General features: G+C 70.8%; 21 protein-coding genes and 1 pseudogene. 13 read left to right on the forward strand and 9 right to left on the reverse strand.

Going from position 1 to position 21,051, the window contains the following annotated elements; translation table 11 throughout:
* Positions 1–40: 40 nt before the first annotated feature.
* The 8 genes from ASF60_RS06475 (at position 41) to ASF60_RS06510 (ending at position 8,751) form a co-directional block, all read left to right on the forward strand.
* A complete protein-coding gene (locus tag ASF60_RS06475) occupies positions 41–1,357 on the forward strand; it encodes an NAD(P)/FAD-dependent oxidoreductase (RefSeq protein ID WP_056182174.1) in 1,317 nt (438 codons plus the stop codon).
* A 125-nt stretch (positions 1,358–1,482) separates the two neighbouring features.
* Positions 1,483–3,006 carry a glucosamine inositolphosphorylceramide transferase family protein gene (locus ASF60_RS06480; RefSeq protein ID WP_056182177.1) on the forward strand — a complete coding sequence of 508 codons (1,524 nt, stop codon included), beginning with the start codon at positions 1,483–1,485 and terminating at the stop codon, positions 3,004–3,006.
* A gap of 163 nt (positions 3,007–3,169) precedes the next feature.
* Positions 3,170–4,510: an MFS transporter gene (locus ASF60_RS06485; protein WP_056182181.1), complete on the forward strand. Its 1,341-nt coding sequence runs from the start codon at positions 3,170–3,172 to the stop codon at positions 4,508–4,510.
* A 3-nt stretch (positions 4,511–4,513) separates the two neighbouring features.
* Positions 4,514–5,629 (forward strand): metallophosphoesterase family protein, encoded by a 1,116-nt coding sequence (locus ASF60_RS06490; RefSeq protein WP_056182183.1) that lies wholly within the window; start codon positions 4,514–4,516, stop codon positions 5,627–5,629.
* Between the two features lie 50 nt (positions 5,630–5,679).
* The gene (locus ASF60_RS06495; RefSeq protein WP_056182186.1) at positions 5,680–6,948 is read left to right on the forward strand and encodes an arsenic transporter; all 1,269 of its coding nucleotides are present in this window, start codon (positions 5,680–5,682) and stop codon (positions 6,946–6,948) included.
* Between the two features lie 57 nt (positions 6,949–7,005).
* Positions 7,006–7,935 (forward strand): DMT family transporter, encoded by a 930-nt coding sequence (locus ASF60_RS06500; protein WP_056182190.1) that lies wholly within the window; start codon positions 7,006–7,008, stop codon positions 7,933–7,935.
* 304 nt (positions 7,936–8,239) lie between these two features.
* Positions 8,240–8,464, forward strand: a complete 225-nt coding sequence (locus ASF60_RS06505; protein ID WP_056182194.1) for a hypothetical protein — start codon at positions 8,240–8,242, stop codon at positions 8,462–8,464.
* A gap of 23 nt (positions 8,465–8,487) precedes the next feature.
* Positions 8,488–8,751: a BrnA antitoxin family protein gene (locus tag ASF60_RS06510; RefSeq protein WP_056182197.1), complete on the forward strand. Its 264-nt coding sequence runs from the start codon at positions 8,488–8,490 to the stop codon at positions 8,749–8,751.
* 15 nt (positions 8,752–8,766) lie between these two features.
* Here the strand turns inward: ASF60_RS06510 and ASF60_RS06515 are convergent, their stop codons facing one another.
* Together ASF60_RS06515 and ASF60_RS06520 are read right to left on the reverse strand one after the other, a co-directional pair.
* Positions 8,767–9,249, reverse strand: coding sequence for a YaiI/YqxD family protein (locus ASF60_RS06515; RefSeq protein ID WP_056182200.1), 483 nt, complete (start codon positions 9,247–9,249; stop codon positions 8,767–8,769).
* Positions 9,246–10,319: an adenylate/guanylate cyclase domain-containing protein gene (locus ASF60_RS06520; protein ID WP_056182203.1), complete on the reverse strand. Its 1,074-nt coding sequence runs from the start codon at positions 10,317–10,319 to the stop codon at positions 9,246–9,248. Before ASF60_RS06520 ends, ASF60_RS06515 begins: the two co-directional genes overlap by 4 nt.
* A 273-nt stretch (positions 10,320–10,592) precedes the next feature.
* Here ASF60_RS06520 and ASF60_RS06525 point away from each other — a divergent pair.
* Together ASF60_RS06525 and ASF60_RS06530 are read left to right on the forward strand one after the other, a co-directional pair.
* Positions 10,593–11,433, forward strand: a pseudogene (locus ASF60_RS06525) (aldo/keto reductase).
* 93 nt (positions 11,434–11,526) lie between these two features.
* Entirely contained in the window at positions 11,527–12,822 is a 1,296-nt protein-coding gene (locus ASF60_RS06530; RefSeq protein ID WP_156633910.1) for an OprO/OprP family phosphate-selective porin, read from the forward strand.
* Between the two features lie 37 nt (positions 12,823–12,859).
* Here ASF60_RS06530 and ASF60_RS06535 read toward each other — a convergent pair whose 3' ends face one another.
* From ASF60_RS06535 to ASF60_RS06545, 3 genes are all read right to left on the reverse strand, one after another.
* Positions 12,860–15,064, reverse strand: coding sequence for a transglycosylase domain-containing protein (locus tag ASF60_RS06535; protein ID WP_056182209.1), 2,205 nt, complete (start codon positions 15,062–15,064; stop codon positions 12,860–12,862).
* A gap of 158 nt (positions 15,065–15,222) precedes the next feature.
* A complete protein-coding gene (locus ASF60_RS06540; protein WP_056182315.1) occupies positions 15,223–15,672 on the reverse strand; it encodes a GNAT family N-acetyltransferase in 450 nt (149 codons plus the stop codon).
* Between the two features lie 87 nt (positions 15,673–15,759).
* The gene (locus ASF60_RS06545; protein WP_056182213.1) at positions 15,760–16,083 is read right to left on the reverse strand and encodes a hypothetical protein; all 324 of its coding nucleotides are present in this window, start codon (positions 16,081–16,083) and stop codon (positions 15,760–15,762) included.
* A gap of 167 nt (positions 16,084–16,250) precedes the next feature.
* On the opposite strand from ASF60_RS06545, the gene ASF60_RS06550 reads away from it, so the two are divergent.
* Positions 16,251–16,469 (forward strand): hypothetical protein, encoded by a 219-nt coding sequence (locus tag ASF60_RS06550; RefSeq protein ID WP_056182216.1) that lies wholly within the window; start codon positions 16,251–16,253, stop codon positions 16,467–16,469.
* Positions 16,470–16,501: 32 nt separating this feature from the next.
* Here ASF60_RS06550 and ASF60_RS24290 read toward each other — a convergent pair whose 3' ends face one another.
* The 3 genes from ASF60_RS24290 to ASF60_RS06560 form a co-directional block, all read right to left on the reverse strand.
* On the reverse strand, positions 16,502–16,831 hold the full coding sequence (locus ASF60_RS24290) for a hypothetical protein (RefSeq protein ID WP_156633912.1): 330 nt from the start codon (positions 16,829–16,831) through the stop codon (positions 16,502–16,504).
* 142 nt (positions 16,832–16,973) lie between these two features.
* Positions 16,974–18,074 (reverse strand): acyltransferase family protein, encoded by a 1,101-nt coding sequence (locus tag ASF60_RS06555; protein WP_056182219.1) that lies wholly within the window; start codon positions 18,072–18,074, stop codon positions 16,974–16,976.
* Positions 18,075–18,197: 123 nt separating this feature from the next.
* Positions 18,198–18,572 carry a hypothetical protein gene (locus ASF60_RS06560; RefSeq protein ID WP_056182222.1) on the reverse strand — a complete coding sequence of 125 codons (375 nt, stop codon included), beginning with the start codon at positions 18,570–18,572 and terminating at the stop codon, positions 18,198–18,200.
* 355 nt (positions 18,573–18,927) lie between these two features.
* On the opposite strand from ASF60_RS06560, the gene ASF60_RS06565 reads away from it, so the two are divergent.
* Both ASF60_RS06565 and ASF60_RS06570 read left to right on the forward strand, forming a co-directional pair.
* Positions 18,928–19,683, forward strand: coding sequence for a hypothetical protein (locus ASF60_RS06565; RefSeq protein WP_056182226.1), 756 nt, complete (start codon positions 18,928–18,930; stop codon positions 19,681–19,683).
* Positions 19,684–19,805: 122 nt separating this feature from the next.
* Positions 19,806–20,060, forward strand: a complete 255-nt coding sequence (locus tag ASF60_RS06570) for a hypothetical protein (protein ID WP_056182229.1) — start codon at positions 19,806–19,808, stop codon at positions 20,058–20,060.
* A gap of 100 nt (positions 20,061–20,160) precedes the next feature.
* On the opposite strand, the gene ASF60_RS06575 is transcribed toward ASF60_RS06570, so the two are convergent.
* The gene (locus ASF60_RS06575) at positions 20,161–20,904 is read right to left on the reverse strand and encodes a BA14K family protein (RefSeq protein WP_082507792.1); all 744 of its coding nucleotides are present in this window, start codon (positions 20,902–20,904) and stop codon (positions 20,161–20,163) included.
* Positions 20,905–21,051 lie beyond the last annotated feature (147 nt).

A 21,051-nucleotide genomic window follows, 5' to 3' on the forward strand; every position in this document is an offset into this window, starting at 1 on the left:
GCCGCCGGCCCGGACAGGTAGGAATTTCCGGGACCTTTCGATGGCGGTCGAGCAGACGACGAAGGCGGACGTAATCGTCATCGGAGGCGGCATGGTCGGGCTCGCCTCGGCGATCGCCCTGCGCGACCGGGGCCTCGACGTCCTGCTGTGCGACCCCGGCGAGGCGCGGGCCAGAACCTCCTACGGCAATGCCGGCGTGGTCAGCCGGGGCTCGATCTTCCCGATGTCGAGCCCGGCGCTCTGGGCCAAGCTGCCGACCTACCTGCGCAACGCCGACCGGGGCCTGCGCCTGCGCCATACTCATGTCGCCCGCGTGCTGCCCTGGACGGCGCATTTCCTGGCCGCCGCACGGACCTCCGCCTGGGAGCGGGCCGCCGCGGCCCTGGTCCCTCTGACCAGCGCGGCCCTGCCCGAGCATCTCGGCCTGGCCGAGCGGGCCGGGGCCGGCCACCTCATCCGCCGCTGCGGCTGGATCAAGCTCTATCGTACCCCCGAGGCCTTCACCGGCGCCGCCCTGGAGCGTGCGATCCTGGCCCGGCACGGGGTCGCGGTGGACCTGCTCGATGCCGAGGCGGTCCGGGAAGCGGAGCCGGCGCTGATCCGCGCCTACGCGCACGGGATGCTCCTGCCGGAGACCGGCGCCGTCAGCGATCCGGGCGCCCTGATGGAGGCCTATCAACAGCTCTATGCCGACCTCGGCGGCCGAAGCCTGGGGATGGTGACCACCGGCCTGCAGCCGACCGAAGACGGGTGGCAGGTGCGGCACGCCGAGGGCGCGGTGCAGGCGCGCCAGGTGGTGCTCGCGGCCGGAGCCGCCTCCGGCGAGATCGCCCGCGGCCTCGGCTATCGCTTCGCCTTCGCGGCGGAGCGCGGCTACCACACCCATTACGCACTCCATCCGGACAGCCCGGCGCTGACCCGACCGGTGCTCGACACCGGCGCCGGCTCGATCGTCGCCCCGATGGGGGAGGGGCGGGTGCGGGTGCTCTCCGGGGTGGAACTCAATGCCCGCGCGGCGCCGCCCGACTACGTCCAGATCGAGGCGGCCGCGCGGGAGGCGGCCGGGACGCTCCGCCTTGGCGCGAATCTCGACAACCGGCCCTGGATGGGCGCGCGCCCCTCGACCCCCGACGGCCTGCCGGTGATCGGCCCAGCCCCCCGCCATCGCGGCCTGATCTTCGCCTTCGGCCATGGCCATATCGGCCTCTCCACCGGGCCGATCACCGGTCGGCTGGTGGCCGACCTCGCCACCGGGCGCGAACCCGCCATCCCGGTCGCGCCCTTCGCGCCGCAGCGCCTGCTCGGCTGGCCGCGCCGGCGGCCGCCGCAGCCGGACGGTGCCATGGCCCGGCCGTAGCGCGCCTCGACCGTCCGGCCGCTCGCTTCCGAACCTCGCTCGGCCCCGGCGTGGATTGACGGCCCTCGCGCAAGGCCCCATTCCGAGCCGACGCGTCCCTTCCTCGTCCGAGGACACCGGTCTCCATGCGCCTGAGCGTTCGCCTCGACGGGGGCCTGTGCCGCCGTTGGCACCTCCGGCTGATCGAACGCATCCTGCGCCGTCCGGGCCTGTCGGTGTCGCTCGATGCGTCGCCGGGGCCGGGCGCCCTTCCGGCCAACGCCGCACTGCTGTTCCGCCTCGAATCCCTGCTGCGGCGCCTGCCGGGGACCGGGCCGTCCCAGCCCATCCCACGGGCGGGCCTCGACGCCGTCGCCGGCCCGGCCACCGGGGCGCCCGACCTGATCCTCGACCTGTGCGGCGATGCCGAGGCGCCCGCCGGGGTGCCGGTCTGGCGCCTCGCCTATGACGGCGTCTGCGGCGAGGCCGCCCTTCTCGCCGCCCTCCTGGCCGGCACGGCGCCGGTGGTGAGCCTGACCGATGGCGTACGCGTGGTGGCTTCCGGCCGGGTCGGCACCGAGGCGCGCGGCGTCATGCTCACCGCCTTCGAGGATGCCCTCGTGCGCACCACGAGCCTCATCCTGGCCGCCCTCGCGGGATCGGGTCCGTGCCTGTCCCCCGAGGGAGGCCCCGCCCGCGCCCCGCCGCCGGCATCCTTCACGGCGCTCGATCTCGCCGCCCGCGCCGTGCGCACCTGTACCCGGATCGCGGGCCGCCGGCTCCAGTCGCTGGTGACCCGGGCGCCGCATTGGCGCGTCGGCTGGCGCGCCCTGTCGGGGCCGGACCTGATCGACCTGCGGGCGCATCCCGAAACCGGCTGGCACACCCTTCCGGATGACGGCTTGCGCTTCTACGCCGATCCGTTTCCGATCGCCGATGCCGCGGGCACGGTGCTGTTCGTCGAGGATTACAGCCACGCCTTGCAGAAGGGCGTGATCTCGGCGGTGCGTTTCGGCCCGGCGGGGCCGCTCGGAACGCCGGTGCCGGTGCTGGAGGCGCGCCATCACCTGTCCTACCCCTTCGTGTTCGCCGCGGCCGGCGCCCACTGGATGGTGCCGGAGAGCGGCGCCACCGGCACCCTCGACCTCTATCGGGCCACCGCGTTTCCGGGCGGCTGGGTCCGGGAGGCGACCCTGATCGCGGGCCTCAACGCCAGCGACCCGACGCTCCTGTGCCACGGCGGGCGCTGGTGGCTGTTCGCCACCGTGCGCGACGACGGCGAGCAGGATGGCCCCTTCGCCGCCTGGGGTTCGTATTCGGACAGCCTGCACCTGTGGTCGGCGCCGGACTTTCGCGGGCCGTGGACGCCGCATCCGAAGAACCCCGTGCTCATCGACATCGCGGCGGCCCGGTCGGCCGGGCGCATCGTCGAACGGAACGGAACCCTGTTCCGGCCGGTGCAGGATTGCCGGTCGAGCTATGGCGAGGCCCTCGGCCTCGCGCGCATCCAGCGGCTCGATGACGACGGCTACGCCCAGAGCGTCGAGATGATCCTGCGCCCCGGCCCGCGCTTTCCAGGCACCGGACTGCATACGCTCAACCGCAGCCCGGCCTTCGAATTCATCGATGGCGCCGGCCGCGTCCGTCGATGCGTCCGGGCGAGCCCCTGAGGGTCCGCAAGGATCGCTTCGCCGATCTGCGGCACGTCATCACGGAGAGTTTAATCCGTCGGCCAGGAACAATGGTTCGAAGCTGCGCTTTGGGCAGCGTCGTCGCGGACCGGGTTCCCCCGTCCGTGTTTCGTCCTGCTCGAACGTCCGGAAGGGCCCCTCCATGGCCGAGACGCCGTCTTCGCACATCTCGACCACGCCCGGGGGCTCCTTGCGGGCGCCCTCGACCGGGGTTCTGCGTGGGCTCGATGCCCTCAACTTCTTCCTCGCCGACGTGCGTGACGGGCTCGGACCCTACCTCGCGATCTACCTGATCGCCGTGCGGGGGCCGGACCAGGGCTGGAACGAGGCCACCACCGGCCTCGTGATGACCATTGCGGGCATCGCCGGCCTGATCGCGCAGACGCCGGCCGGCGCCCTCATCGACCGCACCAATCACAAGCGCGCCATCGTCATCGCGGCCGCCGTCGCGGTCACGCTGAGCTGCCTGGTGCTGCCCTTCATCTCGAATTTCTACGTGGTGGCCGCCACGCAGTCGGTCGCCGGCATCGCCGGGGCGATCTTCCCGCCGGCGCTGGCCGCCATCACCCTCGGGGTCGTCGGCCCGAAACTGTTTGCCAAGCGCATCGGCCGGAACGAGGGTTTCAACCATGCGGGCAACGCCGCCTCGGCGGCGATCGCGGGCGGCACCGCCTATTTCTTCGGCCCGATCGTGGTGTTCTGGCTGATGGCCCTGCTTGCCGTCTGCAGCATCGGCGCCATGCTGATGGTGCCGGCCAAGGCCATCGACGACGATCTCGCCCGGGGTCTCGACCAGACCGAGACGCAGGCGCGCACGGACGGGCAGGAGGAGCCCTCGGGCCTCACGGCCCTTCTGAAGAACCGGTATCTGCTGCTCTTCGCGGTGCTCGCCGCCCTGTTCCACCTGTCGAACGCCGCCATGCTGACCTCGGTGGGGCAATTGCTGACCAAGCTGTCCGGCAAGGACAACGCCACCTCGCTGATCGCCATCTGCATCGTGGCCGCGCAGCTGGTGATGGTGCCCGTGGCGGTGTTCGTCGGGGCCAAGGCCGACGCGATCGGGCGCAAGCCGATCTTCCTCGCGGCCTTCGGCGTCCTGGCGGTGCGGGGCGTACTCTACACCCTGTCGGACAATCCGTTCTATCTCGTCGGCGTCCAGCTTCTCGACGGCATCGGCGCGGGCATCTACGGCGCGCTCTTCCCCGTCATCGTCGCCGACCTGACCCGCGGTACGGGCCGGTTCAACGTCTCGCAAGGGGCGGTCGCCACCGCCCAGAGCCTCGGCGCGGCGCTGAGCGCCACGCTCGCCGGCCTGATCATCGTCTCGGCCGGCTATTCCACCGCCTTCCTGGCCCTCGCGGCCATCGCGGCGGCGGGGTTCGCCCTCTACCTCTTCGCGATGCCGGAGACCTACGGCTACGAACCCGGCGCCGCGCGCACCGGCGGCGGCGGTCCGTCGCCGATCCCGTCCCCGGCGGCCTGACCCGTGTCCGCCTCCGACGACATCCTCGCCTTCGCCCATATCGGCGACCTGCACCTCACCGGCGCGGAGGCGGACAATGCCCGGGACTTCGCCGCCATCGTCGACCAGCTCAATGCCGTCGAGGGGCTCGATTTCGTCTACCTGCCCGGCGACAACGCCGACAACGGCACGCTCGAGCAATACGCCCTGGTGCGGACCCAGCTCGATCGGCTGCGCAGGCCGGTCCACGTGATCACCGGTGATCACGACCGCGAGGGCGGCAGCCTCGAGGCCTTCTATGCCGGGCTCGGCACCCCGCGCCTGCCCTATGGCGTCACGGTCTCGGGAACCCGCTGCCTGTTCCTCGACATGTGCGGACCCGGGACGGGCGGCCTCGACTTTCGCCTCGGGCCGGATCAGCTGGCCTGGCTCCGGCAGGCCGTCGCCGCGGCCGAGGCGGAGGGCCGGGATTGCGCCCTGTTCATGCACAGCTATCCGGCCGACCTAACCGATGAGGGGGAAGCCAAGGCGGTGGCCGAATTGGTTCACGCCTCGCGCATCCGCCTCGTGGAGATGGGCCACACCCACTACAACGAGCTCGCCAATGACGGCCGCACCATCTACGCGGCCACCCGCTCGACGGGACAGATCGAAGAGGGACCGGTCGGCTATACGGTCGCGGCGATCGACCGGGGCGTGGTGAGCTGGCGTTTCAAGGAACTCGCCGCAGGTTGGCCCTTCGTGGTGATCACTGCGCCAACCGACCGGCGCCTCGCCCATGCCGAGGACCACCTCGTCGCGGGACCGACCGAGATCCGCGCCCTGGTGCTCGGCGCCAACCGGATCGCGGTCTGCGAGTTCAGCCTCGACGGCGGCCCCTGGCGTCCGATGAAGCGCGGCGACGGCGAGCGCCGCTTCCGCGCGACCGTCGATTGGCCCGCCGGCGGAAGCCGCCTGACCGTCCGCGCCCAGGATGCCGAGGGCGGCGTCGGCGAGGACCGCATCGAGCCGGCGGGCGATGCCGCCGCCCTGGTCCGCTCGAAAGGGCTCGGCAGCGACGCTGATTCCGTCGGCGCTTGGCCCGATCGGGGAATTCTCGGAACCCAGCTCGGCCCGAACCGCAACGGGCGCCACTGGTGACGCGCGCCCGGCGCGCCTGAACGCTTCTCTCTCAAGGACGTCGAATTGCGATGGGTGCGCTGACGCTGACCCCGAACCTTGCCACCTGGGCCATCGCCGGCCTGGCCACCCTCGGGGTGATCACCCGGCCGTTCTCCTGGCCGGAGGCGGTCTGGGCCGTCCTCGGGGCGGCCGCCCTGGTGCTGTTCGGCCTGATGCCCGCCGGGACCGCCTGGGAGGGCGTCCTCAAGGGCACCGACGTCTACCTCTTCCTCGTCGGCATGATGCTGATGTCGGAGGTGGCCCGGAAGGAGGGGCTGTTCGACTGGCTCGCCGGCATCGCGGTGCGGGCGGCCAAGGGCTCGGCCACCCGGCTGTTCACCCTGATCTACATCGTCGGCACGGTCGTGACGGTGTTCCTCTCGAACGATGCCTGCGCGGTGGTGCTGACCCCGGCGGTCTACGCCGCCACCAAGGCTGCCAAGGTTGAGAACCCGCTGCCCTACCTGCTGATCTGCGCCTTCATCGCCAATGCGGCGAGCTTCGTTCTGCCCATCTCGAACCCCGCCAACCTGGTGGTCTTCGCCGAGCACATGCCGCCGCTGACGCAGTGGCTGGCGATGTTCGCGCTGCCCTCGGCGCTGGCCATCGTCGCCACCTACGTGACCCTTCGGCTGACCCAGAACGCCGCCCTGCGCACCCAGCAGGTCGCGACGGATGTCGCGGCCGTGCCCCTGTCGCGGACCGGCCTCGTCGCCGGCCTCGGCATCGTGGCGACCGGCGGCGTGCTCATCGGCGCCTCCGCCCTCGGGCTCGACCTCGGCCTGCCGACCTTCGTGGCCGGCGGCCTGACCACCGCGGCGGTGCTGCTGATGAAGCGCGGCGGCCTCGTGGAGGTCGCCAAGGACGTGTCCTGGAGCGTGCTTCCCCTGGTGGCCGGCCTGTTCGTGCTGGTCGAGGCGCTCGAGACAACCGGCGTCCTGAGGATGATCGCCGATGCGCTGAAGCAGGCCGCCTCGGCCGCGCCCACCGAGACCGCCTGGGGCGCCGGCACCCTGATCGCGGTGCTGTGCAACCTCGTCAACAACCTGCCCGCCGGCCTGATCGCCGGTGCCGCGGTGCAGACCGCCCACGTGCCCGACACGGTGGCGGGCGCGGTGCTGATCGGCGTCGATATCGGCCCGAACCTGTCGGTGACCGGCTCGCTCGCCACCATCCTGTGGCTGACCGCGATCCGCCGCGAGGGCCAGGATGTCGGCTTCTGGCGCTTTTTCAAGCTCGGCCTGCTGGTGATGCCGCCGGCCCTGCTGCTGGCGCTCGCCGGGCTGCTCCTCGTCTGACTCCCTGTCGTCCGATCCATCCTCGTCCGACCCGCGCTATTCAGCCCAAGGCTCCCCGTGAACGCCGCCCTGCTCTATCCCTTCATTCTCGTCGCCGGCATCCTGCAGGCGCTCGGCAATTCGATGAACGCGCAGCTGCGCGGCCGGCTCGTGAACCCCTGGCTCGCCGCCTCGGTCTCGTTCCTGCCCATCGTCTTCGTGTTCGCCACCCTGTTCCTGGTGATGCCGACGCCGCTCCCCACCCTGGAGAGCTTGGGCAGGATGCCCTGGTATGCGCCGCTCGGGGGTGTCGCCGGCGCGGTGGCGGTGTTCGGCGGCCTCGCCTTCATCGACAAGGTCGGGGCCGGGCCCTTCAACGGGTTGACGCTTACCGCCAACATCCTGGCCTCGCTGACGATGGATGCGTTCGGCCTGTTCGGGCTCCCGGGCGGCGGCTTCAAGCCGATGCCCTGGCTCGGCGGGCTGCTGATGGCCATCGGGGTGTTCTTCATCGCCCGCACCACCGCCGACAAGGGCGGCGCGAAGGGCGAAGGCCATGGCCTCAATCCGAAGCTGCTCTACCCGTTCATCGTGGTTGCGGGCATCCTGCAGGCCGTCGGCGTGGTGTGGAACGCGCAGCTGCGCGGCGCCCTCGTGAACCCCTGGCTGGCCGCCACCGTCTCGTTCCTGCCGGTCGTGTTCGTGTTCGTGCTGGTGTTCCTCCTGCGCCCGACGCCCCTGCCCACGAAGACGGACGTCGCGGGCGTGCGCTGGTGGATGCCGCTCGCCGGCATCACCGGTGCCGTGGCGGTGTTCGGCGGTCTGCTGTTCGTCGACAAGGTCGGGGCCGGCGCCTTCAACGGGCTGCTGATCACCGCCAACCTGCTGACCTCGGTGGCCCTCGACCATTTCGGCTGGGTCGGCATGAAGCAAGTCAAGGCTGGCCCGGCTCGCCTCGGCGGCGCCGCCCTCATGGTTGCGGGCATCGTCCTCATCTCTGTGTTCTGAGGCCCGCCTGCGTATTCCCAAGCGCGAAGCTTGAGGACAAACGGTTGCACCCACCGGGTAACGTTGGCCTTTTCGGCCCCCGGCGTGCTAAAGCTTCGACGATCCCGCCCGGAGCCGATCCGCGTCAAGGGTGTGTGGACTGCCTCTCGTGCCGCCCGATCGCCGTTTCCGGCGTCATCCGGCGCGCGTCACGACCCCATCGGTCGCCGGACCTCGGCGCGTCGAGTCGCCCACGCGGCCGCGCCGTCCGACAGTCAGGACGCTGCGCTGCGCGCGTGCGGGAGGGTTCAAGGATAGGAATGCAATGAGCGACGAGACCGACGCCCGGACCCGATCCGAGGAGCGTGCCGAGCGTGCCGAGCGGATGGCCAAGGAAGGCGCCCAGGCCATGGCCGAGCACATCGCTTCGGTGAAGGCCGTGGACGAGCGGACGGTGAAGCTGCGTGCCCTGCGTCTCGCCAAGGAAGCGGCCGAGGCCGAGGCGAAGGCCGCGGCTCCGCCGGCCGCCCCCAAGCGCAAGCGCTCCTGACACGATCCGGCGGAGAAGAAGCCATGGCATTCGATCGCTCCCGTCGCCCGAGCGACCCGCGACAGGCCGCCGAGGCGGCCTTCAAGGCCGCGACCACCAAGCCACCCGAGGTCGCCAAGCCGGCCGCCGTGGCGCCCGTCGCCGGCGTCGCGAGCGCTGCGGTGCCGGGTGCCCGCGAGATGGTGAGCCTGCGCCTCGATCGGGCGGTGCTGGAGCATTTCCAGAAGGACGGCCCGGGCTGGCAGGATCGGATCAACGCGGCCCTGAAGAGCGCCGCCGGCCTGTAGCCGACGCCAGCCGGTTCAGCCGAACCCGCCCCGCTTGAGCCGCATCACCGTGCGGTCGAGGACGCCGAGGAATGCGGAGCGGTCACGGGCCGAGAACGGCTTCGGGCCGCCGGTGATCGCCCCGGCCTCGCGCAGGTCCTGCATCAGGTTGCGGGTGGCCAGCGCCATGCCGATTCCGCTCTCGCTGAACGGCTTGCCGTTGGGGCCGATCACCTCCGCCCCCGCCTTCACGCAGCGGCTGGCCAGCGGGACGTCCGCGGTGATCACGATAGCTCCCGGCCGCGCCCGCTCGGCGATCCAATCGTCGGCGGCATCGAAGCCGTCGCTGACCACCACCCGCTCGATCCAGGGTTCCCGCGGCAGGGCCATGAAGCTGTTGGCCACCACGAACACGTGGAGCCCGTAGCGGCCGGCGACCCGATAGGTCTCGTCCTTCACCGGGCAGGCATCCGCATCGATGTAGACCACGATCGGGTTGGGCGGGGCGGCGTCGGTCATTGGGCGGCGACGCTCTGGGCGAGGGGCGTTTCGTCCAACATCGCGACCGCTGCCGGCACCCGCTCCAGGGTTGAGACGCTGAGCGGTTGTCCACGCCCGCGCAGGGCATGGGCCCCGAGGGACCGGGCGCGGATGCCCTCGGGCAAGCGGGTGATCCGGGCCAGAAGGTCGTCGGAGACGAGGATCTCGGTGGCGAGGGGGCGACACAGGGATTCGATCCGCGCGGTCACGTTCACGGCGTCGCCGAAATACGCGATCTTGTGTCGGTCGACCCCGACTTCCGCCGTGACGATCGATCCGCCGTGCAGGGCCGCGCGCAGGCGCGGCACGGTGCCGAACCGCGCCATCCAGGCCTCGGATTCGGCTTCGAGGCGATCCATCACGTCGAACACGCAGGCGACGCAGCGCGCGTCCTTCAGGCCACGGGCCATGGGCCAGGTGATCATCGCCATGTCGCCGATATAATCGTCGATGGAGCCCGAATTGCGCCGCACCGGTTCCGCGAGCGCGGCGAAGACCGCGCCCAGATAGGCCTGGGCCTTCAGGTCGCCATGGGTCTCGGCGAAGGCCGTCGACCCGACGACGTCGAGGAACAGGAAGATCCGCTCCTCGCGCACCGGCTGGTGATAGCGCCCGACGAGGAAGTTCACGAACACCTCGCCGCCGATGAGGTCGCGCATGCGGATGACGAAGACCAGCATCGCCGAGACCGCGAGGCAGTAGGCCAGCACCCGCGGGGTGATCCGCACCGCGTGGCTGAGGTCGTCGTCGGTCAGCCCGAGAGCCCAGACCAGAAGTCCGCCCAGGGCCATGCCAGCGGCGATCATCAGCACGTAGGCAAGTTCGGCCGCCGGAACGTAGAGCTTGGCCGGCATCCGGCGCATCCGCGCTTGGAGCCCGCCGAGAATCATGCCCCGGTCGAAGGCCAGGGTCGTGCCGCCGACCGCCAGACCGTAGATCATGCCGGCGAGCGGCGTGGCGCCGCCGGCGAAGAGCACGTTGTAGAGGAGGCCGGCCCCGCCGCAGGCGATGAGGATGAGGAGCCAGAACCAGCGGTGCTGCGGCAGCATCAGCGGCGTCCCCCGTGCGGCGCCCCGGCACGGTCCGGCGGCGGCGATCCGGCGGGAATGGGGGAGGGAGCAGCGCTGCGCAACGGATGTACCCCTTCGGGGATGGGTCCGCCGGCGGCGCAGCCCCTTGGCGCGCCGAGCTTCGAACCGCGTTCTGATCACCGTCGCATGATGGCGCGAGTAAGGCCAAGGTGGCGCCCCCCGTCGGAACGGGGACCGGTGTGGCCTCCGCGCGTTGGTAGGGGGGACCCAACAGGACGGGAGTGGACGGGCATGCGCAGCAGAACCTTCGGCGGAACGGCACGCGCGGTCCCGGTGGTCGGGTAGGGCACGTGGCACCTCGACCAGGCCGATCCCGCCGCCGCCATCGCCACCCTGCGGGCCGGGCTTGAGGCCGGCATGACCCACATCGACACCGCCGAGATGTACGGCGAGGCCGAGCCCCTGGTGGGTGCGGCGATCGCTGGCCGGCGCGACGCGGTGTTCCTCGTCTCCAAGGTGGTGCCGGGCAATGCCAGCCGCGCGGGCGTGGTCGCCGCCTGCGAGCGCTCGCTGAAGCGCCTCGGCACCGACCGCCTCGACGCCTACCTGCTGCACTGGCCGGGCCGGCACCCGCTGGCGGAGACCATCGCGGGCTTCGACGCCCTGCGGCAAGCCGGCAAGATCCTGGCCTGGGGCGTGAAGCAACTTCGATGTCGCCGATCTCGACGCCGCCCTGGCCATCGCCGGGCCGGGGCAGATCGCCTGCAACCAGGTGCTCTATCACCTGCAGGAGCGCGCCATCGAGCACGCGGTCCTGCCCTGGTGCCAGCGCAACGGGGTCGCGCTCGTGGGCTACTCGCCCTTCGGCAGCGGCGATTTTCCGGACCCGCGCAGTCCCGGCGGCCGCGTGCTTGCCCGCATCGCCGAGGCGCACGGGATCACCTCGCGCGCGGTCGCGGTCGCGTTCCTCACACGGGCCGAGGGCAGTTTCACCATTCCGAAGACGGCGCGGCCGGAGCGGGCGCGGGAGAACGCGGCGGCCGGGGCGATCACCCTGTCGCCGAAGGATCTCGCGGCGCTGGACGCGGCTTTTCCGCGTGGCCCGCGTCCGCGTAGCCTGCCGATGCTGTAATCCATCGGATGAACCCATGGCCTATGGCCAAGGTTAACACGGGCGGACCGTCCGCGCCGAGGGCGGCGCCGGTCGATGCAGGGAGTGCGAGCGATGGCGCGTTGGCTGGGTCCGACCGGTCTTGGGCCGTACAATCTTGGATTGTTCGGTCTTGGGCTGTGCTGCCTTGCCGGTGCGCCCGCTGCGGCCGAGGAGGCCCGAGCGCAGACGCGCAATGCGTACCAGCCCAACGGCGAGACCCTGACGATCGACGAGAAGGGCATCACCCTGACCTTCCCGGACGATGTCGCCAAGCTGCGCATCGGCGGCAAGCTGCAGCTCGATTTCGGCGTCGCGGGAATCCGCCAAGCCGGGTTTCCCGAGCCGTTCCCCGAGAACTTCGCCGTGCGGCGCTCGTGGATCGAGAGCTACCTGACCCTCGGCAAGAGCCTGGAACTCGCCTTCCAGTACGATTTCGCCGACCCGATGCGGCCGATCAATGATGCGGCCGCCGCCTATACGGGCTTCGAGAACACCCTGCTGACCGTCGGCAACATGAAGGAGCCCTTCAGCCTCGATCAGCTCACCAGCGACAACAATACCCTCTTCACCGAGCGCTCGCTGGCCGATGCCTTCGCGCCCGCCCGCAACTTCGGCTTCGCCGTCGGCCGGCACGGCGAGGACTGGACGGTGGTCGCCAGCGTCTTCGGCGGTAACGCCAACACGGGCGTCACTCGCGAGGGCGTCGCCGCCACGGCACGCGCCACCTATGCGGTCATCCACGAGGAGAACCGCGTGCTGCATCTCGGCCTCGCCGGCAGCGTGCGCGACCTGCCCCGCGACGGGTCCGGGCTGGCTCTGTCGAGCCGCTCCGAAGCCTTCCTGTTCCAGCGCACCTTCGTCGATACCGGTGACATCCGCGATGCGTCGGGGGTGCGCCGGATCGGGCTGGAGGCGGCCTATCGCGACGGGCCGTTCCTGATCCAGGCCGAGTACATCCGCACGGATGTCGACCGCTTCGGCGGAGCGCCGTCGGCCGGCTTCCAGGGCGGCTATATCCAGGCCAGCGTCGTTCTCAACGGCAAGGGCCGGGCCTACAAGCTCGCCCCCGATTACGGCACCACCTACGCGATCTTCTCAGGGGTGGAGGTGCCGGAAGCCGACCGGGTCTCGCGGGGCGGGATCGGGGTGTTCGAACTCGGCACCCGCTTCAGCGCCATCGACCTCGACGATGCCGGAATCCGCGGCGGCATCGAGCGCGACGTCACGGTGGGGCTGAACTGGTATCCCGACCGCAACATCCGGATCGTGGCGGATTACGTCCGCTCCCATACCAGCCCCTCCGCCGTCCAGGGCGGTCGCACCCTCGACGCGGACACCTTCATCGGCCGGTTCCAGCTCTACTGGTGAAGCGCAGGGCCAGGGCGCGGCAAGCGGCGCCCGGGCGCTACTCGCCGACGCCGAACAGCTTCTCCAGGAAGTTGCGGTCGTCGCGGCTCGGGCCGCGGCCGGCATCGGCGTGGCGTGCGGTCGGGCGCGAAGGGGCGGCCGCCTGCGGCTCGCCCAGGAGGGCGCCGATCAGGCCGCCGGGCGTGCTGTTGGTCACGGCCGGCTCGGAGGGAGCCCGGTTGCGCCAGTTCCTGGCGCCGGGGAGCATCACGGGGGTCTGGCCCTTGAGCGCCACCGTCATGTAGGCTTTCCAGATCTCGCCCGGCAGGTTGCCGCCCGAGACCTTCTTGGTCGGCTCGCCATCGTCGTTGCCGAGCCAGATTCCGGTCACCAGGGTGGCCGAGTAGCCGATGAACCAGGCATCGCGGAAATCCTGGCTGGTGCCGGTCTTGCCCGCGAGGTCCCAGCCCGGGATCTCGGCCTTCCGGGCGGTGCCCGAGACGAAGGTCTCGTGCATCATCGCGTTCATCATCGCGTCGGCGTTGGCGTCCATGACCCGGCCGAGGCCGCCGTCCTTGCGCTTGTAGAGCACCTTGCCGTCGGCGCTCTTCACGCTGGCGATAATGTAGGGGATCACGCCGGTGCCCCCGTTGGCGAAGGCCGCGTAGGCGCCGACCATCTCGAGCGGCGTCACCTCCGAGGTGCCCAGCGCAATCGAGCCGTTGGCCTGGAGCGGAGACGAGATGCCGAGCCGCTGCGCGGTCTGCACCACGGCCTTGGGGCCGACCTCCTGGCCGAGGCGGACCGCCACCGTGTTGAGGGAGAGCGCCAGCGCGTCGCGCAGGGTCACGGCCCCGCGATAGTCGCGCGAGTAATTCTCCGGGCTCCAGCCCTTGATGCTGATCGGCGCATCCTCCCGCACCGTGTCGGGGGTCAGGCCGCGCTCCACCGCCGCCAAGTAGACGAAGGGCTTGAACGAGGAACCCGGCTGGCGCTTGGCCGTGGTGGCACGGTTGAACTGGCTCTGGGCGTAATCGCGCCCGCCCACCAGGGCGCGGATGGCTCCGTCCGGCTTCATCGACACGAGGGCGCCCTGGCCGACGTTGTAGCGGCCCCCCTTCTGGTTCAATTCGTCCACCAGCGCCTTCTCGCCGGCCGCCTGCAGGCCGGTCTCGACGGTGGTGGAAATCACGATGTCGCTCTCGAACTTCGGCACGAAGTCGTCGAGCACGTCCATCACGAGGTCGGCGACGTAATTGGCCGAGCCGCCGCCGCGGATGCCGGCCGGTCGGGCCGGGGTCGCGAGTGCCAGCTTGACGTCGGCGGGCTTGGCGAAGCCCAGCTCCTCCATGGCGGCGAGCACCTGGGCGGCGCGGGCCTGCGCGGCGGGGAGGTTGCGGTTCGGCGCGAGGCGCGACGGTGCCTGCACGAGGCCGCCGAGCATGGCCGCCTCCGCCAGCGTCACGGCCTTGGCCGGCTTGCCGAAATAGCGCTGGGCCGCCGCCTCGACGCCGTAAGCGCCGGCGCCGAAATAGACCCGGTTCAGGTAGAGTTCGAGGATCTCGTCCTTGCTGTACTTGTGCTCCAGCCACAGGGCCAGGATCGCCTCCTGGATCTTGCGCGAGGCCGAGCGTTCCGGGGTGAGGAACAGGTTCTTGGCGAGCTGCTGCGTCAGGGTCGAGCCACCCTGCGACACCCCGCGCCGGGTGATGTTCTGGGCGACCGCGCGGGCGATGCCGACGGGATCGACCCCGAAATGGCTGTAGAAGCGCCGGTCCTCGATCGCCACGAAGGCGCGCGGCAGGTAGGGCGGCAATTCCTTGATGCTCACGACCCGGCCGCCGGTCTCGCCGCGATTGGCCAGCAGCGAGCCGTCGCTGGCCAGGATGGCGATGTTGGGTGGGCGCTTGGGCACCGCGAGCTGATCGATCGGGGGCAGTTGCGAGGCGTGATAGGCCACGAGGCCGGCGATGCCGATCACGCCCCAGAGTCCCACGACCACCGTGACGTAGGTGAGCCGTCCGAGGATCGAGCGACGCGCCCGGCGCGGCCCCTTGCGGGGACTGCGCCCGCGGGAGGGCGCGGGCTTGCCGGCAGACGCAACCCGTCCGCCCCGTGAACCTGACTCGCCTCGCGCCACGCCGCCTCCCGGGCGATCGGCCCGCGAGAGGCGCAGGTCGAGATCGGCCGGATCTCCGGCGCGCCCCTCGGGCACGTCGAAATTCGGCTCCCCCCTGCCTCCGCCTGCGCGTCCCTTCGCCATTCGTCTCGTCTGCCCCAAGGTTCGTTCGTGATCCGAGCGACCCTGCTTGCGCACGGTAATTGCGGCGGGTTTAAGGGGTGTTAACCGGAGGAATTTTCAACGCTTTGAGAAATCAGGGAAATTTCGGAATCGGCAGGCTTCGTCGTCAGGCTTTCTCTTCAGGTTTTCTTGCGCAGCGGCCTGACCCAGAGCGATCCGATGTCGGAGAAGCCGGTGGCCGCACCGAAGGCCGTCAGTTCTGGCTGCTCCGGGCCGATCAGCAACTGAATGGTGCCGCATCCGGAGGCGCGGGCGGCCTGCGAGGCCGCCTTGAGCAGGAGGCGGCCGATGCCGCGCCGGCGCTCGTCCGGTCCGACCAGCAGGGTGGTGATCAGGGCCGTCGGCAGGTCCGCGTCGAGTGAACGGTAGGCGTGCCAGACGATGAGACCGCTGGGGGGACCCCATTCCAGGGCCAGGAGGGCCGACCCTGTTCCATGCCGGAAGGCTTCGATCCTTTGCGACAGGCGATCGGGGTCGAGGCGTTGACCGGCGGCGCGCAGGAGTTCGGACAGGCCCGATGCGTCGGCGCCGGTCGCCGCCCGGATCTCCAGTCCGTAACGGCTCGCCACGTCCGACTCCGGTTTGCCCCGCGGGCGATGCGCCGGCGGAGCCAAGGTGTTTCGAGGGAATGGTGGCGGGCGGGTGTTGCCCGGGCGTCAGTCCCGCCGCATCAGGCCGTACAGGGCGAATCCCGCCAGGGCCGCCAAGCCGAGGGCCAGCCCGCGATGATCCTGGAGCCGGCCCATGGCCGCCTGGCCCGCGTCGCGCAGGTCGTTGCCGAGGGGCGAGCCGTTCAGGATGCGCTCGGCGCGGGCCTGGTTCTCCGGGCGGATCGCGATCGAGACGCCGAAGGCCTCGTCGTCGATGCGGTCGATCTCGACGCTGTTGCGAGCGAATCCGGCCCGGGACAGGCGGTCCCGCGCTGCACGGGCGGCCCGGAGGGACGGAACCGTCACGGAGGCCAACACGCTGTCAGACATTCAGTTTTCTCCTTATTTGGCAGACCAAACTTCGGCCGCGCGAAGGTGGTTCCGCGGGGACGCGTCGATGCCGGTCTCTTAAGCTCTCGGCAACCGCCCCGGTTCTAAGCCCCGCTCGTCTCGCCCGAGCCGATCCCGCGGGCCGTCGCATCAGGAGTTTGCCGGGCTTGCGCGATCCGTTCGTACCTGCCGCCCTTGCCGACCGCCTGCGGGAGAAGCGCCGCAAGGCGCGCCCGCGCGCCGCCCTCGCCTACGAGCCGGCCCAGCCGGTCTTCGCCGAACTGCTCGACACCCGCGGACACGGCACCGGGCAGTTCGTGCGCCTGTCGCAGGGGATGGTCGAGGCCATCACCCGGAGCGCGCGTGAGATGTCGGACCCGTCCTGACAGCTTGGCCTGTAGCCTGCCGGCTTGGCCGGTCAGCGGTCGCAGCCGATGCAGATGTCGCGCACCACGCGCTGGCGGCTGGGGCCGGTGTGCTGGTTCGGCAGGCTTCCGTTGAAGGCGTGCTCGGCCGCGCGGGCCACCGGCGGGACTGGTCTCGCAGGTTGCGGTACCGGGAGTTGCGATGGTGTCGGGGCGGGAGCCGTCAGGGCCATGTACTGCGCCGCCGCAGGTGCCGGGAGTGCGAGCCTGGAGATCAGGCCCGCGAGGGAAAGGACGGCCAGCGCCCGTCGCCGCGACAGGACGGCGCACGCCTGTCTCGGCGGCTTGCCGGGCGTCGGCGGTGCAGGACGTCGCGTCGCCATCCGGGCCTCCGGTCGTCAATCCTTGATCGGTGCGGCCTCGGTTCTCCGCCGCGGCTGCCGTGACGGGAACGAGGCGGAGTCCGGATCGTTCCGCGACCGGCTTGCCCCGGGGGCCTGGCAGGCGCCTTACCGACGCGACGGATCAGACTGCCCGGAGCGATGCCACCTCCGGCCGCGTCCGTTCGCCGACGATGTGGAATGCCCGGGGCCGCACGAACAGGAACGACAGGCGCGTGTGGCGGACGAGCCGCTCGAAGGCCAGCGGGACCAGGATCGCCACCACGGTGACGACGAGGCTCGCGAGCCCGATATCGGCGATCACCCCGGATTTCACGATCAGCGTTCGGGTCAACGCCATCGGCAGGAAGAACGCCAGGTAGATCACGATCGAACGCTGGCCGCAGGCCCGCAGGGCCGCTGTCACCGGTCCGCCCGTGCGGGACAGCAGGGCGCCGATGGCGACGACGGCGAGGGCGCCCGCGCCGCTGAGGATCAGGGCGAGCCCCGGCAGGGCGGCCAGGACCGGAACCGCCCGGAACCCGGTCGGGACGAAGACCAGGGCGGCGTTGACCACGGCCCACAGGGCCAGCCCGATCAGGGCGGTGCGGGCGTGGCGCTGCACCAGATCGGCGAAGGTGAAGATGCGCTCGGCGAAGAGGTAGCCCACCAGGAACCAGACGTAGCGGTCGCAGAATTCATCGACGAGCTCCGCCCCGGTGTGGATCGGCAGCACCTGCAGCAGAGCCGCGCCGCCGAGGAGCCACGGCAGGGGCACCTGCCGAAGGGCCTTGGTCAGCACTGAGAACAATGCCAGCAGGTAGATGAACCACAGGGTGGAATAGGGCTCGATCAGGGACTGGGCGAGATGGGCGACGAAGGCGCCCGGGCCGGCCCCGTCGACGATCTGGCCGTACTTCACCGCCGACTGGATCAGCACCCAGAGGAGGTAGAAATAGACGAAGTGCACGAGGCGCCGGTCGAGGAAGAGGCGCCAGTCACGGTCGATGACCCGACCGAGAAACAGGCCCGACAGCAGGAAGAAATCCGGGATTCGGAACGGGCGCGCGAAGGCCACCACAATGTGGAGGAAACCCTCGCCCTCCATCGCGATGCCGGTGCCGAGGGTCGAATGCATCATCACCACGAGGATGATGCAGAGGCCCTTGGCGACATCCACCCAGGCGAGCCGGTGGCTCTCCTTCGCGGACACCCCCGCATGCCGCTCCGCTCCGACCACCGTCATGATCCCGCCCCTGCCCACCGGGGGGGCAGTTTCGGCGCAGACCCTTAAGGAGGCGGATACGCGGCCGAACGCGCCGGGATCATGCCGAATGTGGGGTTAAGGAGCCGGTGGCGATTGTCCCGGTCAGTGCGGGTCGCGCTTGGCGCTCCGGCGCCCGCGGGTCATCCGCGTCGCGGCGTGGAAATCGTCGGGCTTGGTGCGGACCCAGGCCAGGAACTCCGCCATCTCGGGGGCGGCCCGCAAGGCGTCGACGTCGGCGAGGCGGCGGGCGATCTCGGCCTCGCTGAAGCGGGCATGGATCGCCGAGTGGCAGATTTGGTGCAGCCGTACCGTGCCGGCTCGCGCGCCGCCCTTCAGCTTCGGGGTGAGATGGTGCAGGCTCGACTTGGCGTGCGGCGGGATTGCGCGCTCGCAAAGCGGGCAGATGACCGCCGGCTTCGCCTGGGAGCCGTGCGTGGTCGGGTCGTCCTCTCGCCAGAGCCGGGCGCGTCGTCCCACGGTGTTCTCCTGATCAGACCCGTCGGGGGATTGGACTCGACGAGGTGTTGGTGCCGACGAGGTCTTGGTGCCGACGAGGTCTTGGTGGGAACAAGGTCCTGGTGCCGACGATCGGCAGTGTCCCGGCGGCGGGGCCGGAAAATCCCAAGCTTCCACGCAGGTAGGGACTGGACTTTGGCGTGTCACCAGCGATGTTGCGTCGCGTGAAAGCCCCCGATCCGTCCCCCACCTCCCGCATGGTCCTGCGCGCTCATCGCGGTGCGGCCCGCCCGCGATCCGCATCGGCGGTCAGGGTCGAGTGCCGCGCGGATTGATGGGCATGGCAGGGCGCGTGCGGGGACAGGGGCGGATCGGCATGAGCACGAACGTGCTGCTGGTCGGACTGATCTTCAGCGGGTTGGGCTTCGGGATCGGAGCCGACCTGATGGAAGGCTCGGGCGCCGCCTTCGTGTTCCTGATGGCCGGGTGGGTGCTGGGGCTCTGCCTGCACGAATTCGGCCATGCCGAGGCCGCCCGCCTCTGCGGCCTGCCCGCGGCCGGGAGCCTCAGCCTCGATCCGCTGCGCGCGCCGAATCCGCTGGCGACGATGCTGTTGCCGACCGTGTTCACGATCCTGGGCGGGCTCGGCTTTCCGGGCGGGGTCGGCGCGTCCCCCGAGGGCGTTTCGAGTCCGGCGCGCCGGTCGATGATCGCCGCGGCCGGCCCGGCGATGAGCCTCGCCTTCCTGGTCGCGCTCGTGGTCCTGTATGCCCTGGCCAGTCCCGCGGCGGAGACCCTGCGGGCGGCCCTGGCCGTCTCGGTGCTGTTCCAGGGCACTGCCCTGATCCTCGGCCTGATGCCCGTGCCGGGCCTCGACGGTTACGACATCGTCCGCCCCTGGATCTCAGGCCCTGCAACGGCCCGGCCCGGGACGGCCGCCTCACGCCCGTCCGGCATATGGACCTGGGCGGATCTGATGGCCCGGCATTCGAGCCTCGTGCTGCTCGGCATCTTCCTGGTCTCCGGCGCCTTCACCCGCCCGCTTTTTCGCGCGAGCCTGCGGCTGACCGCCGGCCTCGGCATCGATCTTGCCGACGTCATCACCGGCTACAGGCTCGTACGCCTCTGGTGATCGCGGGCGGCGATCGGTCGGGGCGTGCGTCCGTGGCGCGTGAGGATCGCGCGGCTTTCGTGCTAGGTGCGCTCCGCACCCGGACCCGGCTCGCTCCGCCGCGGAGCCGGTGGAGACCCAAGATGGCCCTCAAGACGACGTTCCTGGTCCAGACCTTCGTGATCAAGCGCAAGCGGCTCTCGCCGGGCGACCGGGAGGTGGTCGTGACGGAGAGCGGCGCCCTGAAGAAGGCCGAGGCGATGGCCGGCCGCTTCCCCGGCACGGCGGCGATCAAGGTCGTGGCCGACGACGAGACGGGCGAACTGGAAAGCGCCACCATCCTGGGCAGCTTCGGCGAGATCCCGGACGATTTCGCCGAGAGCCTGCAGGGCGGCTGAGGGCAGACCAGAGTCGGATCCCGGGTTCCTCGACGCACGAAGGCCCCGCCTTTCGGCAGGGCCCTCGCGGGTATCGGGGGATTCGTGCTTGGCTCGGATCTTACGGGCAGGCGTGGCGCTGGCCGTCATTGCCCAGATAGGTCCCGCTCCGGCGATCGTAGGAGCGGAAGCGCTGGACGCAGTAGGCGACATCGTTGCCGGCAGGCGCGACTTCCGTGGTTTCCGCGTAGCCGGCCGGGGCGTAGGCGCCGCCGTAGGGCGCATAGCCACCGCCGTAATAGGCCGGCGCGTAGCCCCCCGCGTAGTAATCGTCGCCGTAATAGCCGCCATAGGCGCTGCCGAGGCCGTAGCCGATGCCTGCGCCGGCAAGACCCAGGCCGAGCCCGAGGCCGATTCCGCCGTAGCCGCGACGATACCCGTGGCCGTAGCCGCGGCCGGCGAAGTGGCCCCGATCGAAGCCGCCCCGGTGTCCCGCGAAGCCGCCCCGGTGTCCGGCGAAGCCCGCGCGATTGAAGCCGCCCCGGAAGCCGTTATTGGCGGCGAAACCCGCTCCGGCGCCGAGACCAGCCCCCGCACCGATCACACCACCCCGGTTGAAGCCGCCGCGGTTGAAGCCACCCTGGGCCAAGCCGCCGCGGAAGCCGCCGCCACCGAAGTTGCCACCGCGGAAGCCGCCGCCCGCGAATCCGCCGCGACCGCCGAATCCGCCGCCACCGATTCCGCCGCCGTGGAAGCCGCCGCCGCCACCCCGGAACCCGCCGCCGCCCGGACGCGCGTCGGCGGTCACGGGAATCATCGAGAGGGCACCGACCAGGGCGGCCGAGGCCAGAAGAATGCGCTTCATGGGAGAAATCCTATGGTGGCATGCCGATCGTAGAGACCGGACGTCTGATCAGTAAACGCGGGACTGAGCGACGAAGTTCGTCTTGGACGACATTCCGCGTCGGTTTGTCAGGGCAACGATTGACAAACGCGACGCCGACCTTGAATC

Source organism: Methylobacterium sp. Leaf113, from assembly GCF_001423325.1.
Classification (GTDB): Bacteria; Pseudomonadota; Alphaproteobacteria; order Rhizobiales; family Beijerinckiaceae; genus Methylobacterium.

What these genes read in the sequence shown, in the direction of transcription:
- ASF60_RS06475 (WP_056182174.1), top strand. Translation starts at nt 41, where the DNA reads ATGGCGGTCGAGCAGACGACGAAGGCGGACGTAATCGTCATCGGAGGC.
- ASF60_RS06480 (WP_056182177.1), top strand. Translation starts at nt 1,483, where the DNA reads ATGCGCCTGAGCGTTCGCCTCGACGGGGGCCTGTGCCGCCGTTGGCAC.
- ASF60_RS06485 (WP_056182181.1), top strand. Translation starts at nt 3,170, where the DNA reads ATGGCCGAGACGCCGTCTTCGCACATCTCGACCACGCCCGGGGGCTCC.
- ASF60_RS06495 (WP_056182186.1), top strand. Translation starts at nt 5,680, where the DNA reads ATGGGTGCGCTGACGCTGACCCCGAACCTTGCCACCTGGGCCATCGCC.
- ASF60_RS06505 (WP_056182194.1), top strand. Translation starts at nt 8,240, where the DNA reads ATGAGCGACGAGACCGACGCCCGGACCCGATCCGAGGAGCGTGCCGAG.
- ASF60_RS06510 (WP_056182197.1), top strand. Translation starts at nt 8,488, where the DNA reads ATGGCATTCGATCGCTCCCGTCGCCCGAGCGACCCGCGACAGGCCGCC.
- ASF60_RS06515 (WP_056182200.1), bottom strand. Translation starts at nt 9,249, where the DNA reads ATGACCGACGCCGCCCCGCCCAACCCGATCGTGGTCTACATCGATGCG.
- ASF60_RS06520 (WP_056182203.1), bottom strand. Translation starts at nt 10,319, where the DNA reads ATGCTGCCGCAGCACCGCTGGTTCTGGCTCCTCATCCTCATCGCCTGC.
- ASF60_RS06530 (WP_156633910.1), top strand. Translation starts at nt 11,527, where the DNA reads ATGGCGCGTTGGCTGGGTCCGACCGGTCTTGGGCCGTACAATCTTGGA.
- ASF60_RS06535 (WP_056182209.1), bottom strand. Translation starts at nt 15,064, where the DNA reads ATGGCGAAGGGACGCGCAGGCGGAGGCAGGGGGGAGCCGAATTTCGAC.
- ASF60_RS06545 (WP_056182213.1), bottom strand. Translation starts at nt 16,083, where the DNA reads ATGTCTGACAGCGTGTTGGCCTCCGTGACGGTTCCGTCCCTCCGGGCC.
- ASF60_RS24290 (WP_156633912.1), bottom strand. Translation starts at nt 16,831, where the DNA reads ATGGCGACGCGACGTCCTGCACCGCCGACGCCCGGCAAGCCGCCGAGA.
- ASF60_RS06555 (WP_056182219.1), bottom strand. Translation starts at nt 18,074, where the DNA reads ATGACGGTGGTCGGAGCGGAGCGGCATGCGGGGGTGTCCGCGAAGGAG.
- ASF60_RS06565 (WP_056182226.1), top strand. Translation starts at nt 18,928, where the DNA reads ATGAGCACGAACGTGCTGCTGGTCGGACTGATCTTCAGCGGGTTGGGC.
- ASF60_RS06570 (WP_056182229.1), top strand. Translation starts at nt 19,806, where the DNA reads ATGGCCCTCAAGACGACGTTCCTGGTCCAGACCTTCGTGATCAAGCGC.
- ASF60_RS06575 (WP_082507792.1), bottom strand. Translation starts at nt 20,904, where the DNA reads ATGAAGCGCATTCTTCTGGCCTCGGCCGCCCTGGTCGGTGCCCTCTCG.